The sequence below is a fragment of the Sorangium sp. So ce176 genome (assembly GCF_051519835.1).
GTDB classification, from domain to species: Bacteria; Myxococcota_A; Polyangia; order Polyangiales; family Polyangiaceae; genus Sorangium; species Sorangium cellulosum_G.
The window spans coordinates 4,723,840-4,742,070 of the sequence record NZ_CP150371.1; the positions used below are offsets into that span (position 1 = coordinate 4,723,840).

General features: G+C 66.9%; 13 protein-coding genes. 9 read left to right on the forward strand and 4 right to left on the reverse strand.

Annotation, left to right across the window (positions count from 1 at the left end; genetic code table 11):
* Positions 1-25: 25 nt before the first annotated feature.
* Positions 26-1,468, reverse strand: a complete 1,443-nt coding sequence (locus tag WMF42_RS17550) for a hypothetical protein (RefSeq protein WP_437693259.1) — start codon at positions 1,466-1,468, stop codon at positions 26-28.
* A 221-nt stretch (positions 1,469-1,689) separates the two neighbouring features.
* Positions 1,690-2,868 carry a hypothetical protein gene (locus WMF42_RS17555; protein ID WP_437693260.1) on the reverse strand — a complete coding sequence of 393 codons (1,179 nt, stop codon included), beginning with the start codon at positions 2,866-2,868 and terminating at the stop codon, positions 1,690-1,692.
* Positions 2,869-3,096: 228 nt separating this feature from the next.
* Here WMF42_RS17555 and WMF42_RS17560 point away from each other — a divergent pair, with 228 nt between their 5' ends.
* The 8 genes from WMF42_RS17560 to WMF42_RS17595 all read left to right on the forward strand — a co-directional run bounded on the left by WMF42_RS17560 (position 3,097) and on the right by WMF42_RS17595 (position 13,085).
* A complete protein-coding gene (locus tag WMF42_RS17560; RefSeq protein WP_437693262.1) occupies positions 3,097-4,215 on the forward strand; it encodes a sigma-70 family RNA polymerase sigma factor in 1,119 nt (372 codons plus the stop codon).
* A gap of 120 nt (positions 4,216-4,335) precedes the next feature.
* Positions 4,336-5,226 (forward strand): helix-turn-helix transcriptional regulator, encoded by an 891-nt coding sequence (locus WMF42_RS17565; RefSeq protein ID WP_437693264.1) that lies wholly within the window; start codon positions 4,336-4,338, stop codon positions 5,224-5,226.
* A 56-nt stretch (positions 5,227-5,282) separates the two neighbouring features.
* Positions 5,283-5,843, forward strand: coding sequence for a sigma-70 family RNA polymerase sigma factor (locus WMF42_RS17570; protein WP_437693266.1), 561 nt, complete (start codon positions 5,283-5,285; stop codon positions 5,841-5,843).
* Positions 5,840-6,040, forward strand: coding sequence for a hypothetical protein (locus tag WMF42_RS17575; protein WP_437693268.1), 201 nt, complete (start codon positions 5,840-5,842; stop codon positions 6,038-6,040). Before WMF42_RS17570 ends, WMF42_RS17575 begins: the two co-directional genes overlap by 4 nt.
* A 1,372-nt stretch (positions 6,041-7,412) precedes the next feature.
* A complete protein-coding gene (locus WMF42_RS17580; protein ID WP_437693270.1) occupies positions 7,413-7,898 on the forward strand; it encodes a hypothetical protein in 486 nt (161 codons plus the stop codon).
* 1,755 nt (positions 7,899-9,653) lie between these two features.
* A complete protein-coding gene (locus WMF42_RS17585) occupies positions 9,654-10,565 on the forward strand; it encodes a hypothetical protein (protein WP_437693272.1) in 912 nt (303 codons plus the stop codon).
* A 297-nt stretch (positions 10,566-10,862) separates the two neighbouring features.
* On the forward strand, positions 10,863-11,699 hold the full coding sequence (locus WMF42_RS17590; RefSeq protein ID WP_437693274.1) for a DUF6602 domain-containing protein: 837 nt from the start codon (positions 10,863-10,865) through the stop codon (positions 11,697-11,699).
* A 207-nt stretch (positions 11,700-11,906) separates the two neighbouring features.
* On the forward strand, positions 11,907-13,085 hold the full coding sequence (locus tag WMF42_RS17595) for a putative sensor domain DACNV-containing protein (protein ID WP_437693276.1): 1,179 nt from the start codon (positions 11,907-11,909) through the stop codon (positions 13,083-13,085).
* A 642-nt stretch (positions 13,086-13,727) separates the two neighbouring features.
* Here WMF42_RS17595 and WMF42_RS17600 read toward each other — a convergent pair.
* Positions 13,728-15,422 (reverse strand): recombinase family protein, encoded by a 1,695-nt coding sequence (locus WMF42_RS17600; protein WP_437693277.1) that lies wholly within the window; start codon positions 15,420-15,422, stop codon positions 13,728-13,730.
* 151 nt (positions 15,423-15,573) lie between these two features.
* On the opposite strand from WMF42_RS17600, the gene WMF42_RS17605 reads away from it, so the two are divergent.
* Positions 15,574-17,091, forward strand: coding sequence for a hypothetical protein (locus WMF42_RS17605; protein ID WP_437693279.1), 1,518 nt, complete (start codon positions 15,574-15,576; stop codon positions 17,089-17,091).
* A gap of 180 nt (positions 17,092-17,271) precedes the next feature.
* On the opposite strand, the gene WMF42_RS17610 is transcribed toward WMF42_RS17605, so the two are convergent.
* Positions 17,272-17,931 (reverse strand): glutathione S-transferase family protein, encoded by a 660-nt coding sequence (locus WMF42_RS17610; RefSeq protein WP_437693281.1) that lies wholly within the window; start codon positions 17,929-17,931, stop codon positions 17,272-17,274.
* Positions 17,932-18,231 lie beyond the last annotated feature (300 nt).

Here is an 18,231-nt window from a genome sequence, read left to right on the forward strand (position 1 = left end):
CGTGCGCCGACCGGCACAGGGCGGTTCACTGAGGCGGCTCCGGGTCTGGCGCATCGAACCGGTACCAGAACACCTTAGTCCCGTCATGCCCCTGGCCGGAGTGGCTTTCCGGGGTTGCATTGCCGCCGAGCCCCCCGGTGCCGGGTTGTCCGGGCGAGACCGTCGCATGCGGCAAGATGGTCACGGAGGCGCCCACGGAGCCGATGCCGAGTGAGTGGCCACCGAGACCGCCGCCTGCATCGCCCCCGCGACCGCCATGGCCGCCAGAGCCGCCGTCGCATCCTCGCGACGTGTCGGTCACAGAACCGCGTCCACCACGGCCGCCGTCCCAGCCAAAGCCTCCCCACTGACCCGTTCCGCCGACCCCGCCATTGCCGCCCTTGGCCCCGAGGACCGTGCTGTCGTCATCGACCGTGAGGTCGCTCCCTTGCAAGGCCACGATCGCGATGCTCGCGCCGCCGTAGCCGCCCCCCTTGCCCCCCTTGCCCCCGCAGCCGCCGCTGCCGCCCGATCCGCCGGCCGCACCGCTCTGGGGTCGACCTGCCGGACACGCGTTCATGTCGTCGCGCCCCTTGCCGCCGCCGCCCCCGCCGCCGCCCTGACCGGCGCCGCCCTTCTCCCCGTCCTTCCCGCGGACGCCGACCCATCCGTCGAGGCCCAGACGACCAGGGCCAACCGCTCCGGCAGCGCGCTCCGCAGGGGCGCCGTCTGCTCCCCTCTCCCCATCCTTGCACGGCATGCTGGACGCGCCACCGCCAGCCAAGCCGCGATTGTCCGGAGTCCCGACCGGTTCCGGCGTTCCTGAAGTCCCGTCGCCGCCCGACTCGAGGCCTCCATCGCCCCCCTGGCCACCCGTCGACTCGATGCCGTCGTCGCACACGGTCACGACCGGAAGGGCGCCCAGCGCCACGTCCGCGGTGCAGGCATCCACGCCGTTGTTCCCCACCACGCCGGCGCTCGCGCGGAAGCTCGGCGCGTCCTCACCAGGCTCCCCATCCTTTCCGTCGCCTGCGAAGATCTCGCTCGCCCGCACGATTGCCCTGGCCCCAGGGCTCAGGAGCATCGCGATCGACGACTTGCCATCGCTCGCGGAGGCGTCGGCCGCCACGGCGCGCACGCCGAAGATCACCGATGTCGTGTCGTCCCTCGCGATGCGCCCATCGTCCCCCCCGAGGACCCGCACCGGGATCCCGACGGGCGGCGCGATGACGGTCAACGCGTGCTGCTCGTCGAGCGGCCCTCCGTAGGACCAGTCGCCGCCGGCACACAGACGACCGCCCCAGAGGTCGACACCCTGGGGGAGCGAGATCGCCTCCTCGAACAACCCGCCGCACGCGTACACGCGCCGGGTCGGCAGCTCGCCGTGGCTTCGCCCGTGCGCGGCGAGCCCGATCGCGTGCTGCAACGTCCTCACGGGCGCGCCCTTCGTTCCGGCGCTGTTGTCGTCGCCCCCCTCGCTGACGAACACCCCGCACTTGTCGAGCGCTGGCGCTGTGCCGGGCTCTCCGGCGCAGAGGTCGGGCGGAGGCTCCGGATCGGGAGCACACGCCAGCTTTGCCGAGCAATCATCGGGATACGCCGCGCAAGCTGTCAACGTGCTAGCTCCCCACACGCAGACAGCGAGAGCGGCGACCGACGTCACGGCGCTTCGGCACGCCAGCGAACCCGTTCTCTCGGCCCCCCGTGCGTTCACCATACCCCCTCGATTCGCGCGCCGATTTCGCTCCCATTCGCCACGGGCGAGACCTCGACCCGATCCTGAGCCGGCGTGAATCGCAGGAAGGAGAAGTCCGTGAAGAACGACGCGGCGGTCACGGCACCGACGACACCGCCGGTGATCACCGCGGCCAGACCGGCGCGGCCGTGCATGTTGCGAGCGTCCAGCAGGCGCGCCAGCTCGCCACACGGCGAGCTCCGAGGCGCTTGCCAGCACATCGACGCGCTCGATGACGGCTCGCTTTGGAGCCGAGCTCGCCTGGCGTCCAGATCGTCGTCGAGCTTGCCCGCCCGGACCATGAGGATGGTGCCCACCGTCACGCCAGCCGTCGTGACGGCGATCCCGGTGATGCGCAGCGTCCCCGGCCAAGAGGCCCACGGGCTGGGAGCCTTCGCGCGTGCAGCGGGCGACGTGCGCAAGGGGGGCGGCGTCGCTGACGCGGTCTCGCTGGCGCTGCTCGCCTCCTTGGCGCTGCTCGCCGCCGCACGGGGGGGCAGCTCCATCGTCATCAGGTGCTCAGCGCCCACCACGCCGAGGAAACCCTGGAACGCGTCTGCGTGGCCCGGTGCCCGCGCCCGCACCATCACGTGTTTGCCCGGCTCGAAGAAGAGCGTGTAGGTCCGCGCGGTCTTCCCGATGCGCTCGCCGCCGATGAGCACCTCGGCGTCGGGCGGATCGACCGAGAGCACGAGCGTAGCGACGCGCTTCACTGCCTCGCGCTGGCCTGCCTCGAATCGCCGCTCGAGCGCGTCCGGCAGCGCTTCGCGCTGTTCGAGGCTCTTGGCAAGGTGCTCGGCCGCATCGCGGTACTTGTGCAACGCGACCTCGCAGAGGCCGAGCTCGCCGGCGATCTCCGCCCGCTCTCGCTCGGTGCTGGTCGTCGGATCTGCGGCCTCGAAAGCAGCCTTGTAGGCAGCGTATGCCTCCATCCACCGCCCGGCATTGCGCGCTCTCTGACCACGGCGAACATGGTCTTTCACCGATGCGCTGTCGTGCGGTCTCGCCTGTGGGGCGGAGATCGGCGGCCCTGGCAGACTTCGTGAAGCCTGTTGCGCCTTCGGGGGGCCATCATTGGCGCTGGCCGAGGTCGGGAAGCCTGTTGCGATCCCGAGCATGAGAGAAATCGAGAGCGAATGCGCAATGAAACGCATCCGGTGACCGTACTTCCGCCGGCTGTTCGGCGTCAACCGGCGGGGGCCGCGACACGCCGGCCGTTTGTGCGAGAATTGGCGGTCGCATGACGGAATGAGCTCGGCCGTCCTGATAAGACCGCTCATATGTGGTCAAATGTGATATCTATGCGTACGTTGACCGACCAAAAATCGCTCGTTGGTTCTTTTCTCTGAAGCACTTGGGTTGGCTCAAGTGTGCTGCTAACCGTGGACAAGCCCGCGACCGTCTCCCCCGGCTTCGAGCTCTTCCAACGCCTCGCCCGGCGCCACGGTGTGCCGGCGCGAAACGCCGAGGATGTCGCCCAGGACGCGCTGCTGCGGGGCCTGGAGGCCGACAAGCGGATCGAGCCGGGGGGAGATCCAGGCCCGTACCACGTCACGATCGCCATCAACCAGGCGCGCAATCACGTCCGTGACGCACACCGCCGCGGCGAGGTGCTGACATCGTTCGATGGGTGCGAGATCCAAGATGAGTGCCCCACGCCGGAAGAGCTGCTCCGGAGACGGCAGCGGGAAGAGATCACGCGGCAGCTTCTGGACCGACTCGATCCCAAGTACCGAGATGTCTTGATCAAGCACGACCTCCAAGGGGTTCCGCTCGCCGAGATCGCGGCCGAGCAGGGACTTCCGCTGGACACGGTGAGAACGCGACACTGGCGGGCGCGCAAGGCGCTCAGGGTCCAGCGGGAGCGGTGGCAGGAGCGACAGCGCGCTCGGGGATGGGACGACAGCGCCTGCGTGCCGCTTGCACTGGGCTTCCGCCGTCGCGCGTCGTGGGTGGCCTCGCTGCGCCGTCTGGGCGTGAGGATCCTTGTCCAGGGCGGGCTCGTCGTGCTGACCGGCGCGCTCGTCTCCTCGGCGGCATCGTTGCCCGACCCGGAATCGTGGCTCGGGGCGGCTGCGGTCCCTGCCACCCCGCACGCTGCGCAGGAGCCTGCCGCGTTCCCTGCGCGAGACGGCGCGCCCAGCGCCTCGGCGCCCACCGGCGGAGAACGCGCGCACAGCGCGGCGCCATTGGCTGCGCCGATCGCGCGTGAGATCTCGTCGCCGAAGGAGCAAGGAAGCGCGCGCGCGCAGGTGGTGGCGAGCAGCAGGCCCGCTCCCTCGACGACGACCGAGCGCCGGCCCGCGTCTTCGGTGAGCGCCGTTCGACCGACCCGCAGCGAGCGCGAGATGAGCCTGATCACCCAGGCGCGGCGGGCCGTCGAGGCCCGCAACGCCACGGCGAACGTCGAGGCTCTCCGGCTGCTGAACACCCACGCGCGGGAGTTCCCCCGTGGGTGGCTGGTCGCCGAGCGCGAAGCACTCCTCCGGCAGCTTCGCTGAATCCTCGGCTGTCCTTCGGCAGCGAGCAGGCGGTGACCCTGGTGACGTCTTCGGACGGCACAAGGCGGAGCTCCGCCTTGCGTACCGACAAGAACGATCACGTCCAGGAGAGGAAACGCGATGAATACGATGGAGGGCCTACTTGGTGCGATGTGGCTCATTTCGCCGCTCGGGCTCGCGATGATAGCCTGCGTCGCGATCGGCTACGCGGTCACCGCGCGCGAAGCGCTGGGACGGGAGCGGGGGCTTCGCGAGGCGCGCGAGCTCGCTCACGATGACGAGGAGGCCGCCCTCACCGATGCGAAGGAGCAGGCAGCGGGGGAGCGGGACCGATACCAGCGCCTTCTGGACTGTCACGTCGATGCGGTGCTCGCCGCGCTGACAGACGTCCGCGCGCGCCCCTTCCCCTCGCCAGGAAGGGTCCTCGAGTCGTGCTGCGCGACGATGCCTTCGTGGAGGAGGAAGCTCGCCGAGAGCACGGGGTTGGAGCCGACGGAGGTGGAGCGGCTCCTGAGGAGCGACCTTCGGATGACGCCCGGCCTTGCCCGGCAGCTCGAGGCCTTCACCGGCACGCCTGCTCGGTACTGGGAGCGCCTGTGGCGGCTACACGACGACCGTCGAGCGGACGCAGAGGAGACCGTGATGGTCAAGGTCGGCGAGCCCGTCACCAAGCGCGAGAGCTCGGCGCGTCGCGCGGAGTCGGCGCCGCTGACTCCGCCGACGATACCTCCTCGCGCACTCGATGTTCCTCCGCCTGTGGTGCCGTCTCCCGAGCTTGCGGCCAAGAGCCCGCGGGCGAAGCTACCGCCGCCTCCACTGCCGCGGCTTCGATCGCCGCTCCCCGTCCGCGCCGCCATGGGGGCCGAGCTCGCCCGGCGCGCGGGGACGCTGACGAGCTTCCCGCTACAGCGTGACGAAGGAGGGGCGAGCTCTGCCAACGCGTCCGATTCGGAGGAGGCCGAGCGCTCTCCGCTGAACAAGACATTTCCGGGAGTAGGGAGCCATGGGTGAGCGTAGTCGTGCCTCGCGTTCATCGCAGGGGGGGATTGCCCAAGGGGGGTAAGGCCATGGATCGTCCGAACGAAGGCAAGCGCGCTGAGGCGTACGCGCGCTTGTTTCGCCCGATGTTGGTGCGTTCCGTGCTGCGCTGGTTGGAGAGGCTGGGGGTCCCACGGTGCCATCGTGGCGACGTCGCGGGCCAAGTCTGGGTCAATGTCTGCGAGAGCTGGCACAGGTTCGATCCGAAGCTCGGCAGGCCGGAGCGCTGGTTGAACACGATCACCGTACACGTTGCCGCGCACTACCACGAGCGTGCGCAGCACCGCAGGGAGGAGTTGGTCGATCTGATCGAGGTGCTTGATCCGGCGCCGGATGCTGCTGCTGTGATGGAGTCCGACAACGTCAGGGTCAGCACCATCGATGCAGTGAATGAGCTCGTTCCGGAGCTGCGATTTGTTCTCGTGGCACATGACCTGAACGGAGTTCCGATGGCTCAGGTAGCCCAAGACGCAGGGGTACCTCTCTCCACGATATACAAGCGACGCACAAGGGCCATCGGCGCGCTACGCGACATCATCAGGTGTCGGGAAGCCGGGGAGACCTTCACGCGGAGAGCGCGGCTGCAATGAGCGTCAAGGGTCTGGTTGTTCACTTCCGGCGTGACTTGGATGACCATGAGACAGAGCGAATGATCGACGCTCTTATGATGATCAAAGGCGTCGTCAAGGTGTCACCCGTCGAGGCCGGTTATGAGGACGACCTGAACCGGCAGCGGGTCAGGCGAGAACTGCTCGAAAAGCTGCGCGCGCTTCTGGGCGAAGAGTAGGGGGCGAACTCGGCGCTGGCGGACCGGGGTTCGAGGTCGTCAGCGTCGGCCGATCACCGAGCCCGCCGACCCGTGAGTCACCCTCTGGTGCCACGTCTTCCACGTCGCGGCGCTGCGACGTCGGCCGGCGCTCCCATAGTCTCGTTCGATCGACGTGCGGAGGGCCCCGCTGTGCCGCCCGCGTTCAGCGTCGCCGTGCGCCGGCTGGATAGGCATGCCTGGACGTCCGCGCGCCATCGCCGGGTCTGGCCGGTCTGACGTGAAGGCCACCGCTGTCGGTCGGTCTCGCTCCCATGGCGGGCGCGGGTGGCGTGAGCGGCATCACGGCGGCGCACGCCGACCGCCCCCGAGGCGGGCCCGCTGGTGTGGCGACGTCCGCGGGCTGCGCGTCTGGAACCGGACGCCGTCGCCGTGCGTGACCGTTCCGCGCGCGGGCGGCTCGTCGGAGCGCGTTGTGGGACAGACAGCGGTCACGGCGCGCTGACGGCCGAACACCGGGGGGCTGCGCACGATGCCGCCCGTGCAGTGGCGTCGCCTGCCGGCGCGGCCCGACGACCGCCCTTCTGGAGCTGCTGGCGGCGCAAGGATAGCTGCTGCTGCCATACCGAACCGCCGTTGCTGTGGTGTTTCGGGTTCGGGACGGAGCCTGAACGAGAGCCCGCGAGGAGGCCCGAAATGGTAATTCTGAAGATCCGGTAACTCGTCGCGAGTTACCGGGATCTGGTCAGCCGGGGAAGTCGCTTTGGTGACGCGCAGTTAGGTCGCTTCGAGGCAGCGCCAGCGGGCCCGATTTTGGGGGGTCGCGAAGGGGTCTATTGGGTAATTCTGCGCGGGGTCGGCTGAGGGGCTCCGGCGCCGGTCACCTCCGGCGTGTCGCATACATATGCGACAGGGCGGCGCACGGCGGGCACGACCGCGGGGCACCCCAAGCGGCGCGACGCGAGCTGGTCCCGGCGGACGCCGGGGCGGCATGGGCCTGGAGCCGAGCATGTGGCGCGGCGCGAGCTCAGCGCATGGGGCCGCCGAGCTCGTGGAGGCGGGAGGCTGGCGCAACGCGGAGCTCGCCCAAGCGGACGCCCGCGCGGCCCGCCGCAGCGGCGGCGAGCTGGCCCCGCTCGACGGCCGGGCCGTGGGATCGCCGGCGGGGTCACCCCGCACACCGCGGTCACGTGATCGAGTTCCAGCGGATGCCCCTCAGGTCACGGTGTCACGTGAGACCCGGCGTCCTGTTGGTCGCACGCTACATCACAGTGTAAAGCCGTCGCCCTCGCATGCTGCGGACTCTTGTACTCTGCTTTAACGCTCTTTAAGGTTGAACGAAAAATGAAGGCTTCGCTGTGGCAGGTCTGTGGCTCCGTGCTTTTGTAGACGTATGAGCTCGCGGCGCTGGTACGAGCTTGCGTGCGGAGTTGTCCGCGCGCCGAGCCACGTCCTCGAAGAGTGTTTTCAGATGAACAAGCAGACCCGGTGCCATCTGCGCGCGATTGCACGGCTGCACCCCGAGATCGGCAACCTGTGCGATGAGCTTGAGGCGCCCTGGAACGCCGTGCGAAGGATCGCGCACGCGCCGGGGCCGGCGGCGCAGTGGGAGCGCGCGGCGCAGGTGCTCGGTGAGCTCGTGGAGAAGCGCCAGGCGACGGCGCCGCGCCGGTCGAGGCTGGAGGCTGCGCGCCTGGAGGCGCTGAAGCGAATGGGACCGCCGATGGAGGGGGGCGGAAAACTTGCAAGCAGCCTGCGAGCCGCGTGGGAGGCGGCGGAGCGCGGGACGCCCGGGGTCCCAAGCTCAAGACCGGGCGATCGGCATGCTGGTCTGCTGTGCAGCGCTGCCCGGCGGGAAGCGCGCCAGTCGAGCACATGAAGCGGCGTCGCGTTGGCCTTTTGCTGCGTAGCTCTCCCGTTGTGGCCGATCAGCCGGGAGCGCCGGAATATGACGAGGTACAGCGACCTTTCCGGAGCGCGTGGGGCGCCGCTCCATCGAGCACAGCAGCGTGCCACCGTGCTCGCGTCGGGCAAGGTCGCCCCCTCGCGGTACTCGCCGTGCTGGCCGCGACGCGACGGCGCGCGGCTCCGTGCCGCTCGGCGGCTCTCTTGCCCTCGCTGCGCTCGGCGGCGGTGACGCTCCGCGGGCGATGGGCGGAGGGATGCCTCCGACGGGGGCTCCATGCTCGGGATGCAGCAGGACGTCGTCAGAATTCCGCGTTTCTACGCGATCGTTCACACCCGTGCGTGCCTATCTCGCCCGCTCGCCGATCCTATTCCCCCTCGTCGGCCACCGCCGCGGGTACGCGCACCTTCTTGCCGGCCGCCGGGCGTGCAGCTCGCGGGCCTGGGCATGCAGGTCAAGGAGTGCTGTCGCGGCGCCGGTACGGCGCAGCGCTCGGCCCGATGGACGACGCCGACGGCGCAACGCTCGCCGACGTCCGTCTCGATCCTGTGCGACGGCGTCGCCGCTCGCCCGGGGTGGACGATGGTGGGGCCGTGCTCACGCTCGAGGATCTCGATACCGGCGAGGCGTGGAGCGGCGCCCCGACCGGCGGGCCGCGCCGTCTGTTCCCTGGCGCCATGAACGACGCCAGCGTGATGGCGGCCTCCCTGGCGTCCGTCGCGACGCTGCGGCCGCTCCGCGGTTCGACCAGGCCGCGGCGCCGAGGTCCGCGCTCGAGGACCATCCCGGCGACATCGTCGACCTCGACCAGGTGGACGGCGACGGCCTCGAGTTCGCGCGGCTTTTCTTCCTCCCGGAGATGATCCCGCTGGTCGAGGGGCGCCCCCGCGGCGCGCCCGTGCCGCTCCGCCCTCGGCGGCAATGTAGCCGAGCTCGACCGGGTGGAGGGCCATAGCTCCAAGCTCGCCGACGTACGCATCGACCGCCTCGGCCGCGCTGCCGTGGAGGGAAGCCGCCGAGCTCGCCACGAGCTCCTCGTCGGGCCGCGCGACCCGAGCTTGGCCAGGTTGCGTATTCCCACGGACGTGACGGCTAGTTCCCGAGCGACGCGACGGCCCAGTCCGGTGTGACGTGGACCGGAGCGCAGCAACGAGCGCGGTCAGGTCTTCGTCTCGGTCACCTCGGGAGCCACCGCCTTCCTCTTCCGCATCGACCCGCCGCGGAGCGTCACCAGGTGCGCGTTGTCGACGACGGTCGCCGACGCAGGCCGCCGCCGCGATGTCCGCTCGGCTGCGCTTGCACTCGAACTTGAGCCTCAAAATCTCTCAAACCTTACGCATCTATAGCCGCTCCAACATCGCGCCCATGTACGCGATGAGGCTGCGACCGCGAGCGCCGCCTGCGGGCCGTCACCTCCCTCGGAACGGCTCGTCACGTGCGTCGGAACGGACCGTCGGGTGTGTCGGAACCCCCGTCGGGTGGCCCGCGCTCGGAACCGGCCATCACGTCGGCCCGGAACACGCACTACGGCGCTGGCCAGCATCTGGGCCTTGCAGCGCAGAGCCGATCTATGAGATTTTTCGCGAAGGAGTTTACAAAAGGCGACGATGTAGACAGACCTGGTCCGGCGGTTTCGGTTGGGTAATCGACTGATAGTTGGGCAAGCACGTTGACGGTCGACACGCGCGATTATCACCGTGACAGTTGTGCATCTGTAGAGGAGTGGCTGTGAAACCTAAAGAGTTAGGCGTACTGAACCCGGCCGGTGCAGGATCGATCGACTCGATGAGAGTGCTCACTGACGCCGAGGTCAAAGCCATCGCCGAGGCGAACGAAGGACTGGTGCAATTCCAGTTTATGGAACAGCTTTTTTCCATCGTCGCACTGAGCCGTGATGCGTTCAGCGACTTCACCAATTCATCTTTCGATCAATATATACAAGATACCAGTGCATCGATACTTGGAATGGTGCCGCGGAGCACCAGAGCGCGCAAGCTCACTTTGCTCGCTAATATGTACCTCCTAAACTTTCTCACGGCGATGCGTACTTATTTGGACCACGTGGAGACCAGGATCAAGCGCTGGTACGGCGACAAGTCGCCGGAGGTGGCCCAGTTCAAGAGGGCTGTATCAAAGCAGTACGACACGACCGACTCCTATGCGTTCGTGTGGAAGCTCAGGAATTATTCGCAGCACTGCGGGATGCCAATCGGCGGAATTGTCCTGAGTGCATCGATCGTTCCTGGTGAACAAATGTTTGGTACGCTAGTCGACGGCTCGGGTTTGAGGGCGCTACGTGTGTACTGCAATCGAGACGATCTGCTGCGTGAGTTCGATTCGTGGGGAGCTAAGGTGAAATCCTATCTCGCCGCTCAAGACCAGGAGATTGAGGTCACTGTTCACGTTAATAACGCATTCGCCAGTCTCTGCATCATTCACGAAGAGGTTGCCGCACAGACGAGAAAGATCGCAAGGGAACACGCTAAGACGCTGAATAGATTTGTTGCGGAAGTTCGCGCCACTTGGCCCGACTGTGATCCTGTTCTCATGCAGCAGAGCGAGACCAACCCAAAGTGCTATACTATCCACGGATTCATGCTGGACGAGATCTCGCTTTTGCTGTCGGGGGCGACGACATGATCCTGTCGCTCGAGCGTCCGCGTGACTCTTCCGCTCGGGCGACACTTCCAGATGGAATGTGTAGCGCAGCCCAACTCGGTTTGGTGACCGACGAGCGGGTGCGCGCAGCGCACCCGCTCGCGGTACTCGCGGTACAAACCTAGTCGTTCGACGGGCCGATGCGCCCCACGACAGTCAAGGTGATGTTGAAATGCGAAGCACCGGTGAGTGTATTCCTCCCGATTCTATGGCCGGGGTGGACTGGACACCAGTATGCTTCACCTTCCGAATATAACAGAGACTCGAGAGGCGTCTGTAATGGCTTCACACTTCAGGGACATCAATCGTGCCTTGTCGCGCCTGTTGACGGAGCAAGCACGCGCCATCGGCGTGTTTGATCACCCTACCGCCAAGGGCGACGGAAGAGAGGACCTCCTTCGGCGCTTCCTTGCTGAGCGCGTAGGGACAACCTTTGGCGTCTCGAAAGCCGAGGTAGTGGACAGCAACGGGGGTACCTCTGGTGAGTTGGACGTTGTGATCTTCGAACAGAGCGTCGCATCCTGTCTGAACGTACACGAAGGACGGCGCATCGTTCGAGCCGAGGCCGTCGCAGTGACCATCGAAGTCAAATCGAATTTTCAAGCCTCGGGCTGGGCAGTGGAGCATGGCAGAGTCCGCCATGGGATTGGCAGCCTGCGGAGGTATTATCGACCAGCGCCCCTGCTCGATGTGCTTCGAGCCCCGATGCCTCCTGATAGCTGGGTGGAATCAGAAGCCACCTTCCGCAGCGGCCTGAGTACCCTTGAAGATCACCTTGGTATTCCCGCAGTGGTTTCCGCTTACTTCGGTTTCGACGGGCCGAGCGAAGAAGCGATCAAGTCTTTCGTTGAGACGCCTTTGCTGGATGCAGTATGCGTACTAGGAAAGTATACCGTAGCCAAGAAGCAGCCTGGATTCAAGAAGGGCGCAAACGGAACGGAAGACGCTCTCGGGTACGTCTGGGGTCGCGGCGATGATGCATTGGGTGCATTCCTGCAGGTCATTGAGGTAGCATTGGCTAATGTCCTCGCCGCGCGAGCTTTTGTGCACCCACGGCTGCGGTACTATCTACCACCGGGGGCGGACCCTACGAGCGAGTCGGATGCAGGCACATGATCGCGGGGAACATGCCAGTTGTAGCCGAGGCACGTGTGTCCTCTACTGGCGCGACAGACGCCACCGAACTCTGTGTTGACCCGGCGGTGGGTACCCCCATCGGCGGGTCAACACAGAGTTCGGCGGACGGGTTCCTTAGCAAGGACCCACCCTCCGAGCGGCGCAGCGAACGACGTCCAAACAGCATTGAGCGGAGCCCGATGAGCCATGAACTCCGACGCTGAAATTGTCGAGCAGGCGTGCGCGCGCATACCTGCCGGAGCTTCGAATTTGACCGGCTGGGCTCGAGATGTTCTTGACGCCCTCGTCCCGATCGTCATGCAGGCCAGCTTGACGAGGGAGGAGTCTAACTACATCCAGTTTAGCTTGGCGATCGTACAATTCCCTGCCGAGTACGCATGGGACGGGTATCTCTTCGATGGTTCCGTTGAATGTACGCCTTCATCGCTTCTAAAGCTCGCCGGACTCACGACCGCTGGCGAAACCTATCTCATTGCCCGAAAATTCAAGAATAGGATGTTTGTTGTCGGAGTCGGGCGACCGCAGTCCTTTTTTGGTGTTAGAATGGATCACGATATTGCCTCGAGAATGACGGTGCACGAATATGCATTCATTGCCGCGACCGTGCTTGGCCCCGGCACCGTGCTGCTCGAGGGGTTTTCTACAGAGTTGGCCTTTCTTTTTGAAGGCCAATTGCAGCCCGTTGCCGACGTTATCCAAAGCGATAGTATTCGGTTCATCAATAATCACCTTAAGTCGAAGAATGTGTTGTTGAAGTACGAGGACTTTCCGCCGGCGCCGATCGAAGCGCTGCGACCGATCGCCGGCCTTCGCGTCATCGAAAGAATAATCAGGGGGGCCTGGTTTGCGGGTCGTGGCGGGCTACTTGCATTCTCGGTCATCAGGGGGCGTTGGCCGCGGTCTGCTGCTCCCGCCGCATATTGGCTCACCAAAACTGTGTCACTGCTTGATCTGTCTCTGGACGTGATCGTTGCGCAGAACGAGCGAATCACAAGTCAGACTGCTGGATCTATTCTTGATTTGCTGAACACTGAGAGGGTGTTCGACCAGAACGTCTCTAACGCAATACGCGCATCCACGTTGGATGGAGCGGTGTTGTTCGACAATGGTATGCGGCTCTGCGCGTTTGGCGCGAAGCTGAGGCCGCCGCCGCTAAAAGATTTGATGATTCGGCACGCGAGCGGTGGGCCACCGTTGAATCTCAAGACCAAAGGCACGCGGCACCTTTCGGCGGCGAGTTGGGTTGCTGCGGGTCGGTTTAGGATGGCCATTGTGATTTCACAAGATCGATTGGTACGCATTTTTGAGCGCGATGCGGACGGCAGGCTTGTGTACGTGAGTGTGCGTCCGAGGCTGTTTGATTAGCGTTTCTATTGGAGAAGAGCGTGGGTGCGAGTAATCGGGCGACATTGTGTCGCAACGATCGGGGCGTAGTGGTAGGAAGTCCGTGAGATACGGGCAATCCAGAGGCCGTTTCCGTGCAATCGATGACCGCGGTTCATGATCCATATAGGCGTCCGATTCATGGCAGGATACGGCGAGCCAGAGGGACACCTGGCGTATGCGAGCCGCCGAATAAGGCGCTGGTACCGCAGGTCAAGGGCGGTGCAGCCGGCTGGCGCGGCGAGCGCCCTCGACCTGCGCGAGCACTCCCGGATGCTGACTGAGTGATGGGTCGAGTTCATCGATTTTTCTTCACCGAGTTTCCGCGGAAATACGGGCCCACCAACACATCGGCGAGTTCGGGGCCGTCGAGGTCTTCAAGCGCGGCGCCCGGCGGTCGAGTCCTCGGAGGGCCGGCTCATCGACGGCGCTGGTGCTGAGGCTCTGAAGCGCAAGCTGCGGCACCGAAAGGAACGGTGGAGCGAAGAGGTCGAGCAGCAGTGCCAGGCCATCGCGCAATAGGGGCGAGCTTGCGAGCGCCGAGAGGAACCAGCCGAGCAGGGGAGCAGGGGACGCGCCGCGTCGATGCTCACGCGCCCCCTCCAAGGGATTGACGAGCAGCGGTCAACCCCGCGAACGTTCGACCGGGGTGGAGGCACGTTCCGGCGAGCCGAGGTAGTCACGCGCAGACATCGACGGTGCGGGAAGCGCAGCGACGATCGGGGACGGCAAGGCGACGGGCGACGGTGCGGGCAGCGCAGCGGCGGCCGGCGCAGGGCGGAGCGCCGGCAACTCCTGCGCACCATGCGTCGCCGATATTTGCGATGGATCGCGCCACGTGATCCTGATCTGCTTGTCCTTCGTCGCCTCGACTTTCGAGGAGAACGCGCGGATCAGTGCTCGCTGGATGTCTACATGCAAGATGCTCCACTCATCGACTATCTGCTGGATATAGGCATGCGCCTGCTTCCGCGTCTCGACGGTGTCGTTGCCCGCCGTCTCTTTGAACTCGGCTTCCTTCGCCTCGATTGCTGCAAGCGCGTCATCGAGGCGATTCAGCTCTACCTTCACGTCCTCGACCGTGAAGAGCCCCTTCGCGACAAATTCCACAACGCGCTGTCGCGCGATCTTGATCTCCCGCCGCTGGGCGGCGAAATCTGGCTTCTCGATCTGGCGCGGCGGCCTGGTGAGCGAGGTGAGTAGCGAGCGAGCAAACGCCAGGAATTGCTCTCCCACAGCGGCGTCCGCGTCCGGCTGACGGAGGTATGCGGAGGACTTGCACCGCACGCCCTTCTCCTTCTGCTCAACATGGCCGCGGCAGACGTAGTAGCCTACCTTGTGCCGGCCGCTGCGTGATGGCGGAATCGCGGCGACGCTGCGGCCGCATTCCGCGCAGCGGCAGATGCTTCGCAGCAAGTGGTTCACCGTCGCAGACTCGGCCTGTGGCTTTCTCCCGCGGCGTCGGTCTCTCAGTGCAAGCTGGACGTTGTTGAAGGTCTCATCGTCGACGATCGCCTCGTGGGCGGGGACCCATTCCGCCGGAAGCTGCACGGCGCCGCGTGTGGCCTTCGGCCGCACGGCGGTCTTTGCAATACGGCCCGTGTAGACGCGGTTCCGCAGAGCGACCACCACCCAGGCGCGTCCGAAGGCTTTGATGTTGCCGTACTCCTGGCGAAGCCGCTTCGCGATCTGAAACACGCTACAACCTTCAAGCGAGAGCGCAAACATGCGGCGCACCACCGCGGCGTGCTCCGGAACGACGCGGAGCGGCAGCGGCGTCTTCGTTCCTTTGGGCTTCGGCTGGCGTTCGTAGCCGAACGGCGGCTGCCCCTCGACGAAGTACCCCTGGACGCGCAGGTGCTTGCGCCCCCCTTCGGTCCGCTCCTTGATCCGGCGGCGCTCCTGTTCCGCGCCGACCGCCCAGTTGGCCAGCGTGTCCTCTGCCATCGGCGAGCGCGAATCGAAGCCCTTGTCAATGGCGACGAACACGGCGCCCTTGCGCATGATCTGCCGGACGTTCTTCACGATGAAGACCACGTCGCGGCCGAAGCGGTCGATGTCGGTCACGATGACCATGTCGCCGCGGCGGACGTCGGCCAGGAGCGCGGCGACCTTCTTCCTGTTCGCTTCGTTCTCCTCGCCGCCGCTCTCGACTTCCGGAAACAAGATCGGCTCCGGCAGCGAGTGGAGCCGGCAGTAGGTGCCCATCTTCTCGGTCTGGGCGTCCAGGGAGACGCCGGCGATCTCCTGCTCCCTCGTCGACACGCGCGGGTAGCCGAGCGTTCGACGGATCGCGGTGTTAGGGGTTGCGTCTTTCATTTGCTGCGCCTGTCCGAAAGGTTGATCCTACTCCCGGCGGCCAAGCTGAGCAAATCGCCGCTTCCAGCCGGAATTTCTGCCTCTCCTGCGTCTACCAAAAGTTCCGCGGCTCTGGGAGGGCGGGGCCCGGGCCCTGGTCGGCGGTGTGCCGGTGACGCGGCAGCTCGCCGAGCTCGCCCGCCGTGAGCTCATCCGGCGGCGGTCCGAGGCGCGCGTCGCGGGCGAGGTGGAGTACGAGTTCCGGCACACACTGGTGCGAGAGGCCGCCTACGAGATGCTCACCGAGCGCGACCGCCGGGTCGGGCACGGCCTCGCGGGCGACTGGCTGGACCGGGCGGGCGGCGCTGACACCATGGTGCTGGCGGAGCATTTCGAGCAAGGCGGCCAGGAGGAGCGGGCGGCGGACGCGTACCGGCTCGCCGCCGAGGAGGCGCTCCGGGGCGGTGATCTCGCCGCGGCCATTGAGCGGGCCAGGCGCGGCATCGCGTGCGGCGCGGCCGGCGTCGAGGCGGGCAAGCTCCTCCTCGTCGAGGCGGAGGCTCGCGTCTGGCGTGGCGATTTCGTCGCGGCCGAGCGATGCGCGCGCGAGGCGGCCGAGCTGTTCGAACCCGGCTCGCCCTCGTGGTACGCCGCTGTCGCCAAGGTCATCATGGCCGCCGGCAAGCAGGGCGCCCTCGACCAGGTGCAGTCCTGGGTGACGACCGCGCGTGGCTTGCTACCCCGCGACGGCGCGCTGAGCGAGAGGGACATCTGCCTCGTCGAGGGGGCCCTCTGGCTGGTCTTCGGCGGCCACTACGCAGCTGCCGACGGCATCATCGAGGCGCTTGAGCGGAGCGCGACGGAGTCCGGTCCGCTCGCCCTCGAGGTGATCGCGAGGCTGTACCAGGCGCGCGCCATCCGCGCGATGACCTCCGGCGACCCCGGCGCGTGCCTGGAGGGCATCGAGGCAGCGCTCACGGTATTCGAGCAGATCGGAGATCGCCGGAACGCCTGCTCGCTGCGGGTGAACTTGGGCGCCATCGCCACGGAGCTCGGCGACTACCAGGGGGCCGAGTCTGCGCTGCGCTCTGCGCTCTGCGCGGCGGAGCAGATGGAGCTCACGGATCTGGCCGCGTTCGCTCGGGCCAACCTGGGCAACGCCCTCATCGCCCGCGGCGAGCGCGACGAGGGCCGGCGGGTCGAGGCGGAAGCGATCGCGACGTTCCAGCGGCTGGGCGATCCGCGGGCCGAGGGGGCCGCCCGCACCTACCTGGCGAGGGCGGCGCTGCTCGGGGGCGATCTCGCCAACGCCGAGGCCGAGGCCAGCGCCGCCGCCGAGCTCCTTCAGAGCGCCCCGCCGCTCCGCGCCGCGGCGTGGGCCCTTTCGGCGCGCGTGTTGCTCCGGAAGGGCCGCACTGCAGAGGCGCTCTCGATCTCGGGCGCGGCGGTCTCCTTGCTGGAGTCGCTCGGCGCGGAGGAGAGCGAGTCGCTGATCCGGCTGACATTGGCCGAGTCTCTCGCCGCGAGCGGCAGACACGAGGAGGCCGCCGCCACGATCATGTTGGCCAGGATGGCGCTGCTCGCACGTGCCGAGAAGCTCAGCAATCCGACCTGGCGCGAGCGCTTCCTGCGCGACGTCCCCGATAACGCCCGCATACTGGAGCTCGCACGGCAATGGCTCGGCAGCTGATCCTGCGATGGGCGGCCGCAGCTCGGCTCGAAGCCTAATCGGGCGCTCCCTTCCGCGGCCGCCCATCACGCACCCGCTCCCGCCCGCTCGTGGCGAGCCCGTGTCCCGAAGAGCCGGATGTGGGAATTCCGCACGTCCGGATCCGTGGGGGGCCGGGGGAGTCGACCCCCGCCTACCTGACTAGCGGATTGCGTCGACGCTCACGCCGAGTCGCTCGGCGTAGAGGCCAAGGGTGCGCTGCCACGCCGGGCGGGCCTGACAGCGCTCGTAGTAGGCCTTGAGCCTCGGGAAGGGATCCATCAGGTCGGTCTTGCGGATGCTGCGCAGGACGCCGGCCATCATGATGTCGGCCGCCGTGAAATCGGCGCAGGCGATCCACTCGCGGCCCTCGAGGTGGCGCTCGACGTGGCCGAGCCAGCGGCGGGCGAGCTTGGGCACCTCCGCGTGGAGCGTAGGTGCAGCCTTGCCGCTGTCGAATATCCCGATCATGTCGATGCACACCAGGGTTGGCTCGACGGTGCTGACCGCGGCGAAGCACCACTGGACGACGCGGGTGCGTCCCTGGAGGTCTCCCGGGATCAGCTTGCCGGCCTTCTCCGCCAGGTAGAGCACCACCGCGGCAGATTCGGCCACCACGAAGCCGTCGTCGTCGATGACCGGCGCCTGGTGGAAGGGGCTGATGCGGCCGTAGGCGTCGCTGTCGAGATCGCCGGCGGTGTGGTCGAGCGCGTGGACGCGATACGGCAGCCCGGTCTCCTCGAGCGCCCACTGCGCCCGGAGGTCTTTCGTCTCGCCGACCCCCTCGGGGAAGATCTTTCCGAAGCCATAGAGCGTGATCATGTCGTTCTCCGATCGGTGGCCGGGGCCACCGGCCCACGCCGGAGCCTGCCATGGCGCGGACGCGGGCGCGAGTTCCAGCGCCAGACCGCGCGCGAGAGCCTCCATCTTCGTCGAGCGGCGCCGAGCACCGGGGTGCCAACGTCGTTCGGAGGATCGGTCAACTCGTCCTGCACGAAGCGGCTTCCGTTGAGATCGCTCCGATGCCCCGGGCTGCCGGGCTGCGCGACACCGCTGTTTTCAGCCAAGGAGCGTTCCTTTTATCCCTTCTCACCTGGGGCAATCCAGCGTCATGCTCTGGCA

Bases quoted from the DNA above. Each gene is read 5' to 3' on its own strand.
- WMF42_RS17555 (WP_437693260.1), bottom strand. From the start codon at position 2,868: ATGCGTTTCATTGCGCATTCGCTCTCGATTTCTCTCATGCTCGGGATC.
- WMF42_RS17565 (WP_437693264.1), top strand. From the start codon at position 4,336: ATGAATACGATGGAGGGCCTACTTGGTGCGATGTGGCTCATTTCGCCG.
- WMF42_RS17570 (WP_437693266.1), top strand. From the start codon at position 5,283: ATGGATCGTCCGAACGAAGGCAAGCGCGCTGAGGCGTACGCGCGCTTG.
- WMF42_RS17575 (WP_437693268.1), top strand. From the start codon at position 5,840: ATGAGCGTCAAGGGTCTGGTTGTTCACTTCCGGCGTGACTTGGATGAC.
- WMF42_RS17580 (WP_437693270.1), top strand. From the start codon at position 7,413: ATGAGCTCGCGGCGCTGGTACGAGCTTGCGTGCGGAGTTGTCCGCGCG.
- WMF42_RS17590 (WP_437693274.1), top strand. From the start codon at position 10,863: ATGGCTTCACACTTCAGGGACATCAATCGTGCCTTGTCGCGCCTGTTG.
- WMF42_RS17595 (WP_437693276.1), top strand. From the start codon at position 11,907: ATGAACTCCGACGCTGAAATTGTCGAGCAGGCGTGCGCGCGCATACCT.
- WMF42_RS17600 (WP_437693277.1), bottom strand. From the start codon at position 15,422: ATGAAAGACGCAACCCCTAACACCGCGATCCGTCGAACGCTCGGCTAC.
- WMF42_RS17610 (WP_437693281.1), bottom strand. From the start codon at position 17,931: ATGATCACGCTCTATGGCTTCGGAAAGATCTTCCCCGAGGGGGTCGGC.